The organism is Streptomyces sp. NPDC096323 (assembly GCF_040302845.1).
Classification (GTDB): Bacteria; Actinomycetota; Actinomycetes; order Streptomycetales; family Streptomycetaceae; genus Streptomyces.
Genome location: NZ_JBEOSI010000014.1, coordinates 1 through 15,027, shown reverse-complemented (window position 1 = coordinate 15,027; position 15,027 = coordinate 1). Strand labels below are relative to the sequence as shown.

General features: G+C 68.5%; 15 protein-coding genes and 1 pseudogene. 13 read left to right on the top strand and 3 right to left on the bottom strand.

Annotation, left to right across the window (positions count from 1 at the left end; all coding sequences use genetic code 11):
• The first annotated feature begins 57 nt into the window (after positions 1–57).
• The 6 genes from trpA (at position 58) to ABTX18_RS31810 (ending at position 5,611) form a co-directional block, all read left to right on the top strand.
• Positions 58–840, top strand: coding sequence for a tryptophan synthase subunit alpha (trpA, locus tag ABTX18_RS31835; RefSeq protein WP_503061247.1), 783 nt, complete (start codon positions 58–60; stop codon positions 838–840).
• A gap of 96 nt (positions 841–936) precedes the next feature.
• Positions 937–1,800 carry an adenine nucleotide alpha hydrolase family protein gene (locus tag ABTX18_RS31830; RefSeq protein WP_352126272.1) on the top strand — a complete coding sequence of 288 codons (864 nt, stop codon included), beginning with the start codon at positions 937–939 and terminating at the stop codon, positions 1,798–1,800.
• Positions 1,797–3,068 (top strand): DNA cytosine methyltransferase, encoded by a 1,272-nt coding sequence (locus ABTX18_RS31825; RefSeq protein ID WP_352126271.1) that lies wholly within the window; start codon positions 1,797–1,799, stop codon positions 3,066–3,068. Before ABTX18_RS31830 ends, ABTX18_RS31825 begins: the two co-directional genes overlap by 4 nt.
• A complete protein-coding gene (locus ABTX18_RS31820; RefSeq protein ID WP_352126270.1) occupies positions 3,068–4,189 on the top strand; it encodes a DnaB-like helicase N-terminal domain-containing protein in 1,122 nt (373 codons plus the stop codon). Before ABTX18_RS31825 ends, ABTX18_RS31820 begins: the two co-directional genes overlap by 1 nt.
• A 163-nt stretch (positions 4,190–4,352) precedes the next feature.
• Positions 4,353–4,823 (top strand): hypothetical protein, encoded by a 471-nt coding sequence (locus ABTX18_RS31815; RefSeq protein ID WP_352126269.1) that lies wholly within the window; start codon positions 4,353–4,355, stop codon positions 4,821–4,823.
• Entirely contained in the window at positions 4,799–5,611 is an 813-nt protein-coding gene (locus ABTX18_RS31810; RefSeq protein ID WP_352126268.1) for an SPDY domain-containing protein, read from the top strand. Before ABTX18_RS31815 ends, ABTX18_RS31810 begins: the two co-directional genes overlap by 25 nt.
• A 161-nt stretch (positions 5,612–5,772) precedes the next feature.
• On the opposite strand, the gene ABTX18_RS31805 is transcribed toward ABTX18_RS31810, so the two are convergent.
• Complete coding sequence (locus ABTX18_RS31805) at positions 5,773–6,633, bottom strand: DUF5655 domain-containing protein (protein WP_352126267.1); 861 nt, start codon at positions 6,631–6,633, stop codon at positions 5,773–5,775.
• 369 nt (positions 6,634–7,002) lie between these two features.
• On the opposite strand from ABTX18_RS31805, the gene ABTX18_RS31800 reads away from it, so the two are divergent.
• A complete protein-coding gene (locus ABTX18_RS31800; protein ID WP_352126266.1) occupies positions 7,003–7,320 on the top strand; it encodes a hypothetical protein in 318 nt (105 codons plus the stop codon).
• 34 nt (positions 7,321–7,354) lie between these two features.
• Here ABTX18_RS31800 and ABTX18_RS31795 read toward each other — a convergent pair.
• A protein-coding gene (locus ABTX18_RS31795) for an IS5 family transposase (RefSeq protein ID WP_503061244.1) occupies positions 7,355–8,163 on the bottom strand; the annotation gives its coding sequence in 2 pieces (ribosomal slippage) (positions 7,355–7,815 and positions 7,815–8,163; 810 coding nt in all).
• Between the two features lie 613 nt (positions 8,164–8,776).
• Between ABTX18_RS31795 and cas7g the strand changes: the two genes are divergently transcribed.
• The 3 genes and pseudogenes from cas7g to ABTX18_RS31780 all read left to right on the top strand — a co-directional run bounded on the left by cas7g (position 8,777) and on the right by ABTX18_RS31780 (position 11,544).
• Positions 8,777–9,973: a type I-G CRISPR-associated RAMP protein Csb1/Cas7g gene (cas7g, locus tag ABTX18_RS31790; RefSeq protein ID WP_352126264.1), complete on the top strand. Its 1,197-nt coding sequence runs from the start codon at positions 8,777–8,779 to the stop codon at positions 9,971–9,973.
• A pseudogene (locus tag ABTX18_RS31785) lies at positions 9,940–10,575 on the top strand (transposase); the annotation flags it as partial. The gene cas7g and the pseudogene ABTX18_RS31785, both read left to right, overlap by 34 nt.
• Positions 10,576–10,776: 201 nt before the next feature.
• Positions 10,777–11,544, top strand: a complete 768-nt coding sequence (locus ABTX18_RS31780; RefSeq protein WP_352126263.1) for an SDR family NAD(P)-dependent oxidoreductase — start codon at positions 10,777–10,779, stop codon at positions 11,542–11,544.
• Positions 11,545–11,687: 143 nt separating this feature from the next.
• Here ABTX18_RS31780 and ABTX18_RS31775 read toward each other — a convergent pair whose 3' ends face one another.
• Complete coding sequence (locus tag ABTX18_RS31775; RefSeq protein ID WP_352126262.1) at positions 11,688–12,110, bottom strand: ATP-binding protein; 423 nt, start codon at positions 12,108–12,110, stop codon at positions 11,688–11,690.
• Positions 12,111–12,766: 656 nt separating this feature from the next.
• On the opposite strand from ABTX18_RS31775, the gene ABTX18_RS31770 reads away from it, so the two are divergent.
• The 3 genes from ABTX18_RS31770 to ABTX18_RS31760 form a co-directional block, all read left to right on the top strand.
• The gene (locus ABTX18_RS31770; protein WP_352126261.1) at positions 12,767–13,426 is read left to right on the top strand and encodes a ThuA domain-containing protein; all 660 of its coding nucleotides are present in this window, start codon (positions 12,767–12,769) and stop codon (positions 13,424–13,426) included.
• A gap of 274 nt (positions 13,427–13,700) precedes the next feature.
• On the top strand, positions 13,701–14,465 hold the full coding sequence (locus ABTX18_RS31765) for a ThuA domain-containing protein (RefSeq protein WP_352126260.1): 765 nt from the start codon (positions 13,701–13,703) through the stop codon (positions 14,463–14,465).
• Positions 14,462–15,027: Gfo/Idh/MocA family protein (locus tag ABTX18_RS31760; RefSeq protein WP_352126259.1), on the top strand; the 566-nt coding region annotated here is incomplete at its 3' end. The genes ABTX18_RS31765 and ABTX18_RS31760, both read left to right, overlap by 4 nt.

Genomic DNA, 15,027 nt, shown 5'->3' with positions numbered 1-15,027 from the left:
GCGAGCCGCACCGTCCGCGCCCCAGCCTCGAAGAAGCGGCTCTGCCAAGGAAGCTCCCTGCCCATCACCGACACCCTCTCCTGCGTCCTCGCCCGACGCGCTTGCCAGCTGTGTGTGTTCGTTCCTGCCGGCTTCCACACCGCTACGGCCGAACGCCGTCGCCTCGACGCCCTCGCACGGGCCGGCGCCGACCTGTTCGAGATTGGCCTCGCACACGACGATGCGATCCTCGACGGCCCCGTCATCCAGTCCGCCTACCGCCGCGCCCTGCGGCGCGGGCACGTGCTCGACCGCGCTCTCCGCACGGTCGAGCACGCAGCCGGCCTCCGCCCGACCGTCCTGATGACGTACTGGGATCCCGTCGCCCGCCACGGCCCCGAGCGCCTGGCCCACCGGTTCGCTGACGCCGGCGCCGCCGGCATCATGATCGTCGACCTCCCCGACGACGCGGCCGGAACATGGCTGCACACCGCCGCCGCCGCAGGGCTCACGGCTCCTCGTCTCGCCCCTCGCACAGCAACCGACCAGGAACTCGACACCATCCAGCGGACCGCGTCGGGCTGGCTGTACGCCCCCGCCAGCAGCGCTCCCACCGGATACCGCGGCCCCCTCGACCTTGCCGCACTAGACGCCGCCGTCCAGCGCGTGCGCGCCACCGGCCCGCTGCCCATCGTGGCCGGGATCGGAATCTCAACCCCGGCCCTCGCCGCCTCCGTGGCACCACTCGTGGATGCCGTCGCCATCGGTGCGCCCGTCGTGCGAGCCCTCCAGCAGGGCCGCGACGCCGCCACTGCGACCGTCGCCGCCTTCGCCGACGCGCTCCGCGTGCCGCAGCAGTGACCGGGCCCTCCCCAACCCCCGCCGAAAGGAATTTCCATCACCCCCGACCCAGCGTTCCGGGCCATCTCCCTCGGTGCCGGAGTCCAGTCCAGCGCCATGCTCGCGCTGTCCGCGGAAGGCATCCTCCCGAAAGTCGATTACGCAATATTCGCCGACACGGGCTGGGAGCCGCGCACCGTATATGCACACCTCGACCGACTCGAAAGGGAGATCGCCGCACCCGCTGGAATACCCGTCTTGCGGGTGACTTCCGGAAACATTAGAAGCGACGCACTCGACCCTGATCACCGCTTCGCTTCCATGCCGCTGTACATCCTGAACAAGGACGGAAAGCAAGGCATGACCCGGCGCCAGTGCACCGGCGAATATAAGATAAAGCCGATAAAGAAGAAGGTCCGCGAACTTCTCGGCTACCCCTATCCGCAGCGGATCCCGAAGGGCGTATTCGTCGAACAGTGGGTCGGCATCTCCACTGACGAGTTCCACCGCGCCAAGGACGCAGACGTCAAGTACATGCGCAACCGGCATCCCCTTCTGGACATGTCCTGGAGCCGGGCCGACTGCCTACGGTATCTAACCTCTCTCGGACTTGCCGATACACCCAAATCGAGTTGCCTCGGATGCCCGTTCCACGGAAATGCGCAGTGGCGGCATATCAGGGACACCTCACCGTCCGAGTGGGCGGACGTCGTCGAATTCGACGCGGCCATCCGGCAGGGCAATGCCCGCGCCAACGCATCGGGTAACCGACTGCTCGGCAAGGCATTCCTGCACCGCTCCCGCGTTCCCCTGGACCGGGCCCCGATCGACCATGTCACCGCAGCCGAACGGGCGGCCCTGCGCATCGGGGCGGACGAGGCCGACGTACTGGAGAACGGCGTCGAGGACGGCTGCTCGCCCTGGGCGTGCCGCGGGGAGGCCGACGCACTAATGCGGGACGACTTCGGGTTGGCCACGTGATACTCGATCTCTTCGCCGGGCCGGGCGGGTGGAGCCGGGCGCTGACCGTGCTCGGCGTCCGCGATGTCGGCTTGGAATGGGATGAGTGGGCTTGCAAAACCCGGGCTGCGGCTGGCCAGTTGACGATCCGTACCGATGTGGCGATGTATCCGACGCGGCCCTTCGTCGGGCGGACCCGCGGTGTGATCGCCTCCCCGCCATGTCAGGCGTGGAGCATGGCCGGCAAGCGCCTGGGCCTGCTCGACCAGCCGCTCGTGCACACGGCGGTCGAGGACCTGGCCGCCGGGCGTGACACCCGCGAACGCCTCCTCGCCGCCTGCCGCGACCAGCGCTCCCTGCTCGCGGCCGAACCGATGCGCTACCTGTACGCCCTGAACACCGTCGGCGAGCCCGACTGGGTCGCCATGGAGGAGGTGCCGGACGTCCTGCCCCTGTGGAAGCAGTACGCGGCCGTCCTGCGCACATGGGGGTTCTCCGCCTGGTACGGGATCCTCAACGCCGCCGACTTCGGCGTCCCGCAGACCCGAAGGCGGGCCATCCTCCTGGCCTCCCGCGTCCGCACGGCGCAGCCTCCCCCGCCCACGCACGCTCAACTGGCTGAGCCGGATTCACTGTTCGGGCCGGGCCGCAATCGCTGGGTCAGCATGGCCGAGGCGCTGGGGTGGGGTGTGACCGAGCGCCCCGTGCCCACCGTCTGCGCCGGTGGCGGACCCGGGGGCGGGCCCGAACCCTTCCCCTCGGGCTCCCGCAAGGCGCTGTCCGACGCCCGGGAGCGGGGCGCCTGGACACCCCGGGCGGACGGTGTGGTCCTGCAGTCCCGCCGCGAAGGCGCAGGATGGGCGGCACGGCACGGTACCCGCGAGAACCGGGCCGCCGACGCTCCGGCGCCGACCTTCACCGCCGAGGCGCACCGCTGGTCGTGGTCCCTGCGCAGCAACAACCAGGCCAACGCCACCGTCCGTTCCCTGTCCGAGCCGGCGGGCACGCTGTTCTTCGGGCACCGGGCGAACGAGTGCACCTGGGTCGCCGAACCGCCCCCGGCACCGACGCAGGCCACGGATCCGCCCCTTGTGCCGGAGCCCATCCGGATCACCGCTCGCGAGGCCGGCCTCCTGCAGACCTTCCCCGCCGACTACCCCTGGGCCGGCAACAAGGGCCAGCAGTTCTCCCAGATCGGCAATGCCGTGCCCCCGTTGCTCGCCGGCCACCTTCTCGCACCGCACCTTGGGGTCACCCTCAATCCCGACGACTTCACCCTGGCCGCCTGATGCCCACCGCCCCCGAGCCCGACGAGGACAATCTCCACGCACTTGCGCCGCCGCCGCAGCCGGTGTTCCACGTCGAGCAGGCCCTCCTCGGCGCCCTCCTCCTGAATCCGCACCGTCTCGGCGATATGCCCGGCATCGCCGCAGACTCGTTCTCCACCGCCGCGCACGCAGCTCTGTTCACCGCGATCAGCACCCTGCCGCCACCCGACCCCGACGAGCACGCGAGGAACACCAAATGGCTCGGCCAAGTGCTCACTACGGCACGCGGTCAGGCGCGGGCTCTGACCGCCCCATACCTGCACACGCTCGTGCAGGTCTGCCCCTGGCCCCGCCACGCCCCGGCCTACGCCCGCATGGTCGAGGCCGAACACGCCCGCCGCCGCCTGCACAGGGCCGCCGAACATCTCGTCCAGACCGTCAACGACGCCTCCCTCCCGCACCCCGTCCAGCCGGTCCTCGACAAGGCCGACGCGCTCGCCGCGCTCGTGGACGACATCGCACGCCGCTTCCCGCCCCGCGCCGGCATCCTGCCCCGCACCCCAGCACCGCCAACAGCCACCACACCCGACCACGCCGAGGCGATCGAGGAGGAGCAGTTGCTGCTCGCGACCGCCACCGCTCACCCCGCTGACATCGAGTCCATCGGCTGGCTGCTTCCCGACGACCTCACTCTGCCGCTGCACACCGGCCTGTGGCAGTGCCTGACCGCCCTCGCCCGTCGCAATGAGCCCGTCGACCCCGTCACCGTCCTGTGGGAGGCCCAGCAGCGCGGCCTGCTCGACGATGGAGACGAACCGGGCGAGGTGCTCCGCCTGCTGGCAGAACCTGCCGGTTCCGTGGAGTACTGGGCCGAGCGCGCCCTGCAGCGATCACTCCTGGCCACCGCCGAGCACACCGGCTGGCGCATCGGGGCGTACGCCGACGACCCGGCGAACACCCCCTTCCAGCTCATCGTCGGCGCCCGCCGGTCGCTCGCCGACGTCAATGCTGTCCGTACCCGTTGGCAGCACGCCATCGGAGCCACCCCGCCACAGCGGCGGCGACCAGCGGCCACCACCCGCGCCGGTCCGCCGACCACCACGGTCGCGCACGCCGCCCGGCCCACACGAGTAACCCGTTAGCCCGCGCGCACGCCGACGGCCGCACAAGGCCCGGCGACCGGCAGAAGAGACGAGACCCCCACGTGATTCCGCCATCGACGCCCACGTCCGCCTCGATACCCACCCCACTCACCCGAGTGCCGTTCAGGCCGTACTGACCGGCACGCAGTCCCGCCTCGCCCTCATGGCTCTGGAGGCTGCCGACTGGAGAGTGGCCGCCACCAACATCCTGGTCCTGGTCCGTATCGATCACGAGGAGCCCTACTGGGCCGCCGACGCAGCCAAGCACCTGATCGCCGAAGGCATCCAGGTCGATATCACCCCTCGGCTCAGCGAAGCCATGGATAAGGGGTGGAACGGGACGAACTATCCGATGCCGTGGTGCACACGCAGCGAGATCCGTGAGTTCTCCAACGCGGCGCAGAAGATCCATGAGGACATCCGTCACGGCCAGCTTTACATCCACGCTCACGCCCAAGACGGGCAGTCGACCGTCGCGGTCGGAACCTACCTCGGCCCAACGGCAAGTCCGTCTACCTCCGCGGCGAGGACCACCTGCGCCAAGTCGCTGCCACCTACGACTCACCCGCCCAGGCCCTGCTCGCGTTCGAGAAGGGACACGGCGAGACGATGCGCCCCGGCCCGGCACCCCTGACCGACACCGAACGCGCTGCCATCGAAGCGCTCTCCGTCCTCGACGTCACCACAGCCAGGCCCGAACCGGCCCCGCCGCAGCCGGAAACCGTCCCCGCCTACCTGGCCGACGCCGGCGACCACGAGGCCCTCCTCGACGGCTTCCTCGACACGCACGGCGAGTTCGAGAAGTGGCGGACCTGGTCGGACGAGACAACTCACGCCATCCACGAGTCCCAGACCCGGCGTATCGAGCTCATCCACGAAACCGTGGCCCTAGAGACCGCGTGGACCATCGCCGCCTACGAGACACCCGTCTCCGACCGCATATGGGCCCTCACCGCTACCAGCGCCACTCCCGCCCCTGTACTGCAGGAACTGCTGAACCACCTCGCCAACGGCGAGGGCTGGGACACCGCCATCGGATCCCCGGTCGACGAGAAGAAGGTCACCGCGTCCACGCAGCCGCTCTCCGACGCCGGGTGGAAGCACACCGTGGACGGACGCTGGATCCGCTGGACATCCCCCGCCGGATTCGCTGGCGTCCGCTTCGACGCCTTCACCGCCCAGCACCCCAGCCAGAACCTGGCCATCTGGGCCGGACCCGACCCGGACCGGCCCACCTGGACCATCACCGCGTCCCCGCACACCCCCAGCTCCCTGCTGTCCGACCTCTCCGAAACCCTCGCCCACGAAACCGGACTTCGCCGCCCCCAGACTGCGGACACTGGACCCAGGACGAGCCTCATCACCAGTCCACCGGCCATGCCGACGGTCGCGGCCGGCCACGCCACCAGCCGTTCACGCTGATCAGCGGCACCCAGGAGCGGGGCAACATAGCGCGGGATCGCCGGTTGGCCAAACCGGCGATCCCGCGCACCATTGATAGTCCACCGCCACGTCCCACCCGCACGTCGAGAGGCATCACCCCACGACCATGAAGCAGCCACGACCCTGAGGCGGCCGGGCGATCACGCCGCCGCGTAGCTCGCCCGGAACAGATCCTGTGCCCGCTCCACGTCCCTCGGTGTACGAAGCTGCACCTCCAGATCACCAGTCCCGTGGTGACCAAGCCCGGACACGTCACGGGTGAAACCCGGAACGAGGTCCACGTCCGTCGGATCGACCTTCAGGTAGACCAGCAGCTTGCTGCGCTGAGGCGGACACAAGCAGGCGAAGTTCCGCAGCCGCTGATACGCCCGGTACTGCTTGCGCTCCACACGGTTCACACCGTCACCGAGCCCAAACAGAGCCTCATCGACCGCGCTCGCCAACTCCACCATCGACGCACCCTCGACGTCGACTGCCGCCCGGGCAACCGTCTGGCGGCGTGCCCTGCGCACCCCGCGGGCTCCCTGCATGCCACCGCTCACGGACGCCACGGTCTCAAGGCCGAACAGGTCTCTGCCGAAGAACCGGTAGCGGACCAGGTCGATCGACCGCCGGTGCTCGCGAACGGCGTGCACGTCATAGCGGGTAAAGTCGCCAGCGACACAGATCAGGCGCGGGCTGCTCCACAGGACTTGGGACGCGGCCGTCACCCCGAGCCGGTCGCGGACCAGGTGCTCGAACTCCGCCCGGTGGTCCATCAGCCACGCCAGATAGAACAAGCCCTGGTTGATGACGCCGGCGTCAACACCGCGCTTGTACTCCAATATGGCTGGTGATCCGTTCTCATCCAGCCCGAGCGAATCGATCCGGCCTCCGTGGACCGGCCCGGTGCCGTACTCGCTCGCCAGGAACCGGACGCCCAGCAGCGTCTCCATGTGCGCCTCGACAAGACCCTGAACATCGGCCTCGACCTCAGCAAGACGCGGCACGACCTCGGTCATGCCGCTATTCATCATGTTCGTGCGAAACAACTTCAGGCTCGACCCCTCCTCGGCTCGGAGATCATCAACACCGAAGGGGTACGGGATTGTTTCCGCGCGAGGCCACGAGCGCGTGAAGGTAATGTGAGACCCTACGTACGACCCGGCCGGAGAGCGCCCACCTCCCCCGCCCACCGGGAACCAGCGATTCCCCCATGCGTCCCCCGCCCCTCGGGGGCAACACCCGGGAGCTGCGTTACGCAGGTCAGCCCCCGTAGCTCAGTGGATAGAGCACGTGCCTTCTAAGAAGCCATCTCATTTGGCGCGTGCGCGTAGGGCTAGTGCCTGTGCCGTGGCACGTATCTGACCTGGTTGCGCCATACTCCACGGGTGACCACACCGATAGGGCCCGTGATCCTCTTCGATGACGACCATTACATGTACGTCCTGCAGGACCGAGCGTCCGCCGAAGCATGGTGGGAGATGCCCGACGAGTACGCCTGTGGGTTCGACGCTCTGGCCCGACCGTTGCACATGACGGGTGAGCCGCACCAGGTAGCCCTCGAGCTCACCGGTGATGAACCGGCCGAGGCAGACCTACGTCGTCTCGTCGCCGACCATTACCAGCGGTTTCTTCATGGGCAGGCGCCGCCGGAAGCCTCCGCTCTTTCAGAGTTCGTGGCGGGGCTGCCCCTCGATGGTTCGTAAGGCAAGGGCCTTCGTTCGGCAGCACGCCAGCGAATCAGGACGTGAGTCTGCGGTAGCAGATGAGGGTGCAGGCGATGCTGGTGAAGGCGAGGAAGTGGTCGGCCTTGCATTCGTAGCGTCGGTGAAGGCGGCGGCAGCCGGCGAGCCAGGCCATGGTTCGTTCCACGGTCCAGCGGTGGCGGCCCAGCCGTTGCGATGACTCGACTCCCTTGCGGGCGATGCGGTGGGTGATGCCGCGTTCGCGTAACCATCGCCGCGGGTGAGCGTAGTCGTAGCCCTTGTCGGCGTGAAGTGCGCCGGGTTCGCGTCGTCGCGGGCCGCGGCGCGAGCGGATTGGCGGTATGCCCTTCACGAGTGGGATCAGGGCCTGGCTGTCATGCAGGTTGGCTCCAGAGATGCCGTTAGATATGGGCAGACCAGACCGTTCCGTGATCAGGTGGATCTTCGAGCCGTACTTGCCCCGATCGACAGGATTCGGACCTGTCAGGCCCCCTTTTTCAGGGCCCTCATGTTCACCGAGTCGATCGCGCAACGCGACCAGTCCAGCTCGCCGCGGGCACCGAGCTCGTCGAGGACCAGGCGGTGGAGCTTGGCCCACACTCTGGCCTTCGACCACTCCGAGAACCGCCGGTGGGCGGTCGCTCCGGACGGGCCGAACGACGCCGAAGGCAGCTGCAGCCAGGTACAACCCGACGTGGCCACGAAGACGATCGCGGCCAGCACTTCCCGGTCGCCGTGCCGACGCCGACCACCGCCCTGCGGCCGCGACGGCGCCTCCGGCACCACCCCCTGGAACAACTCCCACAACTCGTCCGGCACCAGCCGCTCAACGATCCCCACCATGACTCACAGAATACCGAGTCACCCAAATGAGATGACTTCTAAGCGCTTGGCCGCAGATCTCGGCCGGGCACTGAGTCTCCGTTCTCGAAGCCTCCCCTACGCCGACGGCAGCCTCCGCAGGTCCCGCCAGCGCAGAGAAGGCAAGCCGGATTCCTCGTCGTTGCTGGCGGATAGCGTGAGGCCCTTGCTTCCATACCCGTTGACCTCTTAAGCCCCGCCGTAAGCACCGGACGTCGAAAAACCTGGTCGGCCGCACCCCGAAACGCCATCCCCCATTTGGCCGCACCCTCGAACGAGTGCTGTTCGCGCCTCCAGTCAGATGCACGGAAGCTGAGCGATGTTGACCTGCGCGTCAGCCACGCTGGAACCCTGGCCGTGCGAAAACGCAGCGCCTGTCGGCGCGCTGCACCCAGCGCTCGGAGGAGGCCGGTCACCGACGAGCGAAGGACTCTATCGGCCACCACTGACAGAGTCGCATCCTTCACCATTGAACCTATTTGCTCGCCCATTTTCTCGATGCTTCGATGATCCTCAATTGCCGAAGCGGGCTGCTTTAGGCGGATATTAGGTGGATATTCCGTCCTCTGTGCTCACCGATCTTGGGAGGTCGATCGTGATCGAGGAGCTGTACGAACGGCTGCATGCGGCAGCTAATGCGCTGTCGGAGGACAGCGCTATTCGGGTCCGGGCGGCGTATGAGCCGACCAGCGGCCCGGGCGGCAGGATCTGCCCGCCGACGGTGAAGGTCAAGTCCACTGACGCGGCCGGCTACCTGATCGAGCCCCGCTACGTGGGGGGTGATGAGGTCAGGGTGGTGCTGCTTGATCAGCGCCAGTCGCAGGCGAACCGGTGCGAACAAGCGCTCCTGAGCGCGGTACGCCGTGAAGACCTGTTCCTTCCCCATCTGGAGCTGACGACGGAGGCCGGGGGGACGGCCGTATCGATCACGAGCCTGGAGGCGCCGCACAGGTCCTGCGACGCCTACTTCCGCGACTCTCAGAACGAGGGGGGAACAGCATTCGACGAGACCGAGGTCGGGGCTGCTCTGCGCCGGGCGGGAGCAGCAGACCTCGGTGCCTATCTGAATCAGTCGCCGGCGGACTTGGTGTATGGCGTGTGGGACTCGCACCGTAAGCGCCGGATCCAGGTCAAGGTCCCCCGCGCCTACACCTCGGAGATGTACGGCGTCTCCCCGCTCGTGGGTGTGCGTGCGGCCGGGCGCGTGGACCGGCTGAACCTGGCTGGTGACACCGTCGCGGTCACCGAGACGGGGTGGTCTTCGCTGGATGGTACGAGGCCGCCCCGCGGCGTCGTGTCCGCAAGGATGTCGGAGCTGGGCCACGGCATGATCCCGCCCTCTGAAGGCATCGGCGGGGTCTCGGTCAAGGGGGTGCACCGGCAGGCGACGGTGTCCCTGGCGCAGCTGTCCTCGCTGCGCTTCGGGAACGTCACCGAGGAGTTCACGGCCGCAGGCCGGGCGTTGCTCGCGTCCATCGCGCTTCTGGGGGACCGGCTGGCCTTCGGTGCGTCGGCTCTGCACCTGCGTTCGGGCTGCGACCTTGTCGTCGTCTCGGAGCAGGTGGAATGGGTGCAGCGGGGGCGGAACGGGGTGCCGGTGACGGAGCCGATGGAGTGCACGACGTCCCGCGATGCACTGGCGCTGTTCGAGATCGCTCTGGAACGGGCCCGTAAGTCCGGGCTGGAGTGGCCGGTCGAGCCGGTCCGTGTCCGCCCGAACGCGAGTCTGCAGCAGGCGATTGAGAAGTCCTACGAGATCGCCGGGCCGGCCGACGCCGCCTCGTGGAACTGATCCGCCCGAAGGCCCCGCGCATGGCCGCCCGACTGATCGACGACGTCTTCGACGCCCTGGACGAGCAGACCGTGACCGTTCCCGGCACCGGAACCCTCGACATCGTCGTTCCCTCCCTGGCCCGCTCGCTCGCCGCCGTCCACGAACAGCGCCGGGCCCTGGAAACTCAGATCAACACCCTGCTGGAGGCCCACCCTCTTTCCCAGGTCCTGACCTCGATGCCCGGCGTCGGCGTCAGGACCGCCGCAGTTCTGCTGGTCACCGTCGGCGACGGCACCAGCTTCCCCACCGCCGCCCACCTGGCCTCCTACGCGGGCCTGGCCCCGACAACGAAGTCCTCGGGAACCTCGATCCACGGCGAACACGCACCCCGAGGCGGAAACCGGCAACTGAAGCGGGCGATGTTCCTCTCCGCCTTCGCCTGCATGAACGCCGACCCGGCCTCCCGGACCTACTACGAAAAACAACGCGCCCGCGGCAAAACCCACACCCAAGCGCTCCTCCGCCTCGCACGCCAGCGCATCAGCGTCCTGTTCGCCATGCTCCGCGACGGCACCTTCTACGAATCGCGGGCGCCCAAGAACGTCGAGCTCGCCGCATAACCCCAGCAACACCGAACCATCCCAAACCCGACAGAGTGCCTTGCCGAACGACATAGAGGCACCCCCCCGTGTCCAGCTAGCACAACCAGGTATGCGGCGGTTTCGAGAGACAGCGCACCCACACACCCGAAACCGCTGAGGAACGACATCGCCGGAGCCCGCAGCATTGCCCTGGCGCGACCTCTCGACGGGAGAACACACATGAACCCCACCTACGACTTCACCGGCCAGGTCGCCTTCATCACCGGCGCCTCCTCCGGCATGGGCCTGGCCACCGCCCGCGCCTTCGCCGCCTCGGGAGCCGCCGTCGCGCTCGCCGACATCAACGAGGACGCCGTCAACGCCGCCGCCAAGCAGCTCACCGACGACGGCCACCAGGTCCTCGCCGTGGTCTGCGACGTCACCGACGAGGACCAGGTCGCCGCCGCCGTCGAGCGCACCGTCGAAGCTTTCGGACGGCTCGACATGGCCTACAACAACGCAGGGATCATGCCCCCGCCCACGGATGCCGCCGATGAGAGCGCGGAGCAGTTCGATCGCGTCCAGGGCATCAACCTGCGCGGGATCTGGGCGTCCATGAAGCATGAACTGCGGCACATGCGCGACCAGGGCGGTGGCACGATCGTCAACTGCTCCTCGCTCGGCGGTCTCGTGGGCAACCCCGGCCGCGCCGCCTACCACGCCACCAAACACGGCGTGATCGGCCTGACCAAGAGCGCCGCCCTCGAATACGGCTCCCGCGACGTGCGGATCAACGCCGTCTGCCCCGGCACGATCAGCACCCCGATGGTCGACGCCATGGTCGAAGGCGGAGAACTCGACCGCACCCAGGCCGAAGCGGGCCAGGCCATCGACCGGCTCGGCACCGCCGACGAGATCGCCCAGGCGGTCCTGTGGCTGTGCAGTCCCGGCGCGAGCTACGTCACGGGCGTTGCCCTGCCCGTCGACGGCGGCTATACCGCCCAGTAGCCTCTCGGCTCCGCCCTCGCCGTCCGAGCCCTGCGGTCGCGGGCGTCGGCGAGGGCCAGGACGGTCAGCGGTAAGAAAGGAAGTTGTCCGACGTGGTGACCCAAGGGCTCGGGTCAGCGTGGTGGACTCCAACCGCCGAGCCCTCACGCATGCGCGGTGATGTCCGCACCATCATTACCCGCGGTAAGGACGACCAACGTATGCCTGCTACGGCTCTGCCGAGTCACATACATGCGCGCGGCCAGCGCCTGAATGATATGCATGCCTCTGGCGTGCTCGTCATCGGTCGGCGGGGAGGCAGCGCTCTCGGGTTCGTCGCCACGATCGACGACCGTGATGTGGAGGAGCCCATTCGCGTCCAGGCGCAGGCGCACGGTCAGGTCACACCGGCCATGGGTGGTCGCATTGCCGACGAGTTCACTCACGACCAGCTCGGCATCCTCCAGCAGCTCGCCCCCGACCTTCCAAAGCTTCACTACCGCCGTGGTGAAACGGCGAGCCAACGGGACGCTGACAGCCTCCGCGGGCAGCCAGACGAACGACGCCCGTATCTCACGGGGGGTCACCTACGTACGTGGGGCCTCTTCGCGGAGGCCCAGCAGAGTATTTGTTCGCTCGTACACGGGAAGCCCCTCACGAAGAGCACGGAGTGTGAGGCACTGCAGAGACAGAACGTCTGCAGAACTCGCGAGACATCGGCTGCCGTTCCCGTCGGCTGGATCTCGCGTCGGAGATGTCTATACGGTTCCTGAATAAGGGCACAAAGCGCAAGAGCAATGTTTCGAAACTTTTATCGCGCTGGTGCGAAGGGGCGGATCGGCACCGCATAGCGCTCGGCCTCGGACCGGTGGTCGCCGCCTACGACGCGGGACGGCCGACTCCGTGCCGCGAGAGAGACGCGAAGCTGCCCGTCGACCGATCCGCGGTGCAGCACAGCCGGTCGAATCGACACTGCTCGTGGCCGTCCATCGGCCGCGGACAGCCACGGGGCCCGCCCCCTTCCACCTTCCCGATCTGCGGGTGCAGGTTGGCACGTTCCCGTATGCCGACCGCGCGGGCGGCCGCAACACGGGCCCGCCGAATGGGCGCTGCGTCATCTCTTGACGCCGACCGGGCCGGTTCTTACAGTTCACTCCAGCCAGCGCTCCCGGTTTTCGCGCAACATTTCGGAGCGAGTACAGTCCGCCTTCCCGGGCCCTGTCGAGAGGACCGATAGAGCACCATGAGCTATGCCAGACGACGGGCGTTGATCGTGCGCGGCGGCCTGGAGGGCTGCAGCCCCGTCCAGACCACGGACCTCTTCCTGCCCTTCCTCGACCGGAACGGGTTCGACGTGGTCATCGAGGACTGCCTGGAAGTCTACGAGGACGAGAAGTTTCTGGCCGAGACCGATCTGGTGGTCCAGTGCTGGCCCGGGGGCGAAATCACGCCCAAGGAGAGCGCCGGACTGCGGGCCGCCGTCAGAGGCGGCATGGGACTCGCGGGCTGGGGCGCTGGGCTGGTGGACGCGTTCCGGGAGGACTTCGACTACCAGTTGCTCGTCGGAGGGAGTTTCCAGCTCGACCCGTCGGAGTCCGGCCGTCGCCGGGTGCGACTGGCCGCGGAGTACAGCGACCACCCGGTGATCAGCGGGTTGTCCGACTTCGAGGCCCGCTCCGAGCGGTACTGGCCGCTCAGCGACCCCCTGATCGACATCCTGGCGACCGTCACCTTCGACGGCGACGAGAACCGGCCGGGCGTCTCGTCCGTACCGGCGGTATGGACGAGGACGTGGGGGCGCGGCCGGGTCTTCGCCTCGGTCTTCGGCCACGCACCCGACGACTTCGACACCCCGCAGACGCGCGCGCTCACCGAGCGCGGGCTGCTGTGGGCCAGTCGGTGACGCACGGTGAAACGGCGGAAGTCATGACGGAGGCCGCAACGCCGGCGACCGTGTGCCCGAGGTCCGTCCCGACGGACGGCGGGCGGGTCGTCCACGCCACCTCCAGGGGCGGAGCCTTGATGCCGTCCACTATGATTCCCTGGCTTCAGTATCGGTTGTTGCGAAATTTTTCGAGCACCGGTACTCGTCCAGCGCGTCATGTCGGCGACGGCGTCCCTCCCTCGGCGGGATCCGCCGTCGCTCGTCGCCCGCATCGCACCGTGGAAGAGAAGCCATGTCGACAGCCACACCGAGACCCTTGCGGGTCACCGTCTGGAACGAGGGACGGCACGAGCAGCAGAACCCCGAGGTCGCGGCGCGCTATCCCGAGGGCATACACGGGGCGGTGGCGGGGGCCGTCGCCGAGTATCTGGGCGGGACGGCCGAGGTGCGGACCGCGACGCTGGACGAACCGGAGCACGGGCTGACCGAGGACGTGCTGGCCGCCACGGACGTGCTGACGTGGTGGGGGAATCTGGCACACCGCGAGGTGTCGGACGAGGTGGTCAAGCGGGTGCACCGCCGGGTGCTGGCCGGAATGGGCCTGGTCGTGCTGCACTCCGGGCACCTGTCGAAGATCTTCACCCGGCTCATGGGCACGACGTGCACGCTGCGCTGGCGCAGCGGACGCGATCGCGAAGTGGTCTGGACGGTGGCCCCCACGCATCCTGTGGCGGCCGGCGTGCCCCATCCGTTCGTCATCGACGAGCAGGAGATGTACGGGGAGTACTTCGACATCCCCGTCCCCGACGAACTGGTCTTCCTCAGCTCCTTCAGCGGCGGCGAGGTGTTCCGCAGCGGCTGTGCCTTCCGTCGCGGTCACGGAAAGATCTTCTACTTCAGTCCCGGGGACCAGGACTATCCCGTCTACCACCATCCCCACGTCCGCCACGTCATCGCCAACGCCGTGCGCTGGGCGGCGCCCGAGGCCGACCGGTCGGTCCCCAGGCTGGTCCACAGCGAATCCGGCTGGTTCGAACGGGGCGGCGAACAGGCGTGACGTCGCAGACCTTCAGAACGATCCCGTCCGACCGCGATCCCGTGCGCGTCCTGGTCGTGGGGGCCGGCCGCATGGCCCGTGTCTGGCTCCGGGCCGTCCTGGCCTCGCCGGACACGGAACTCGCGGGCGTCGTCGACAGCGTCTCCGACCACGCCGAGGCACTCGTGCACCGGTTGGGCGTGCCGGGGACGCCCACCGGTCACGACCTCGCCTCGCTGGCGGCGGCCACGCGTCCCGACGCCGTCGTGGACGTGACCGTCCCCGAGGCCCACCTGCCCGTGACGCTGTCGGCACTGGCCCTCGGACTGCCCGTCCTGGGTGAGAAACCCGCAGCCGCCACGGTGCCCGAGGCGCTGCGGCTGGCCGCCGCGTCCGAGGCGGCGGGCGAACTGTTCATGGTCAGCCAATCGCGGCGGTACAACGGGCACCTGGACGCCCTCCGGGACCGCGCGCACCTGCTCGGCCGACCGGGCATTCTCACCACCGACTTCTTCCGGGCCCCGCATTTCGGCGGATTCCGCGAGACCATGGCCCATCCGCTCCTGCTCGACATGGCGATCCA

What these genes read in the sequence shown, in the direction of transcription:
- ABTX18_RS31830 (WP_352126272.1), top strand. Translation starts at nt 937, where the DNA reads ATGCTCGCGCTGTCCGCGGAAGGCATCCTCCCGAAAGTCGATTACGCA.
- ABTX18_RS31820 (WP_352126270.1), top strand. Translation starts at nt 3,068, where the DNA reads ATGCCCACCGCCCCCGAGCCCGACGAGGACAATCTCCACGCACTTGCG.
- ABTX18_RS31770 (WP_352126261.1), top strand. Translation starts at nt 12,767, where the DNA reads ATGAGCTATGCCAGACGACGGGCGTTGATCGTGCGCGGCGGCCTGGAG.
- ABTX18_RS31815 (WP_352126269.1), top strand. Translation starts at nt 4,353, where the DNA reads ATGGCTCTGGAGGCTGCCGACTGGAGAGTGGCCGCCACCAACATCCTG.
- ABTX18_RS31810 (WP_352126268.1), top strand. Translation starts at nt 4,799, where the DNA reads ATGCGCCCCGGCCCGGCACCCCTGACCGACACCGAACGCGCTGCCATC.
- ABTX18_RS31780 (WP_352126263.1), top strand. Translation starts at nt 10,777, where the DNA reads ATGAACCCCACCTACGACTTCACCGGCCAGGTCGCCTTCATCACCGGC.
- ABTX18_RS31805 (WP_352126267.1), bottom strand. Translation starts at nt 6,633, where the DNA reads ATGACCGAGGTCGTGCCGCGTCTTGCTGAGGTCGAGGCCGATGTTCAG.
- ABTX18_RS31765 (WP_352126260.1), top strand. Translation starts at nt 13,701, where the DNA reads ATGTCGACAGCCACACCGAGACCCTTGCGGGTCACCGTCTGGAACGAG.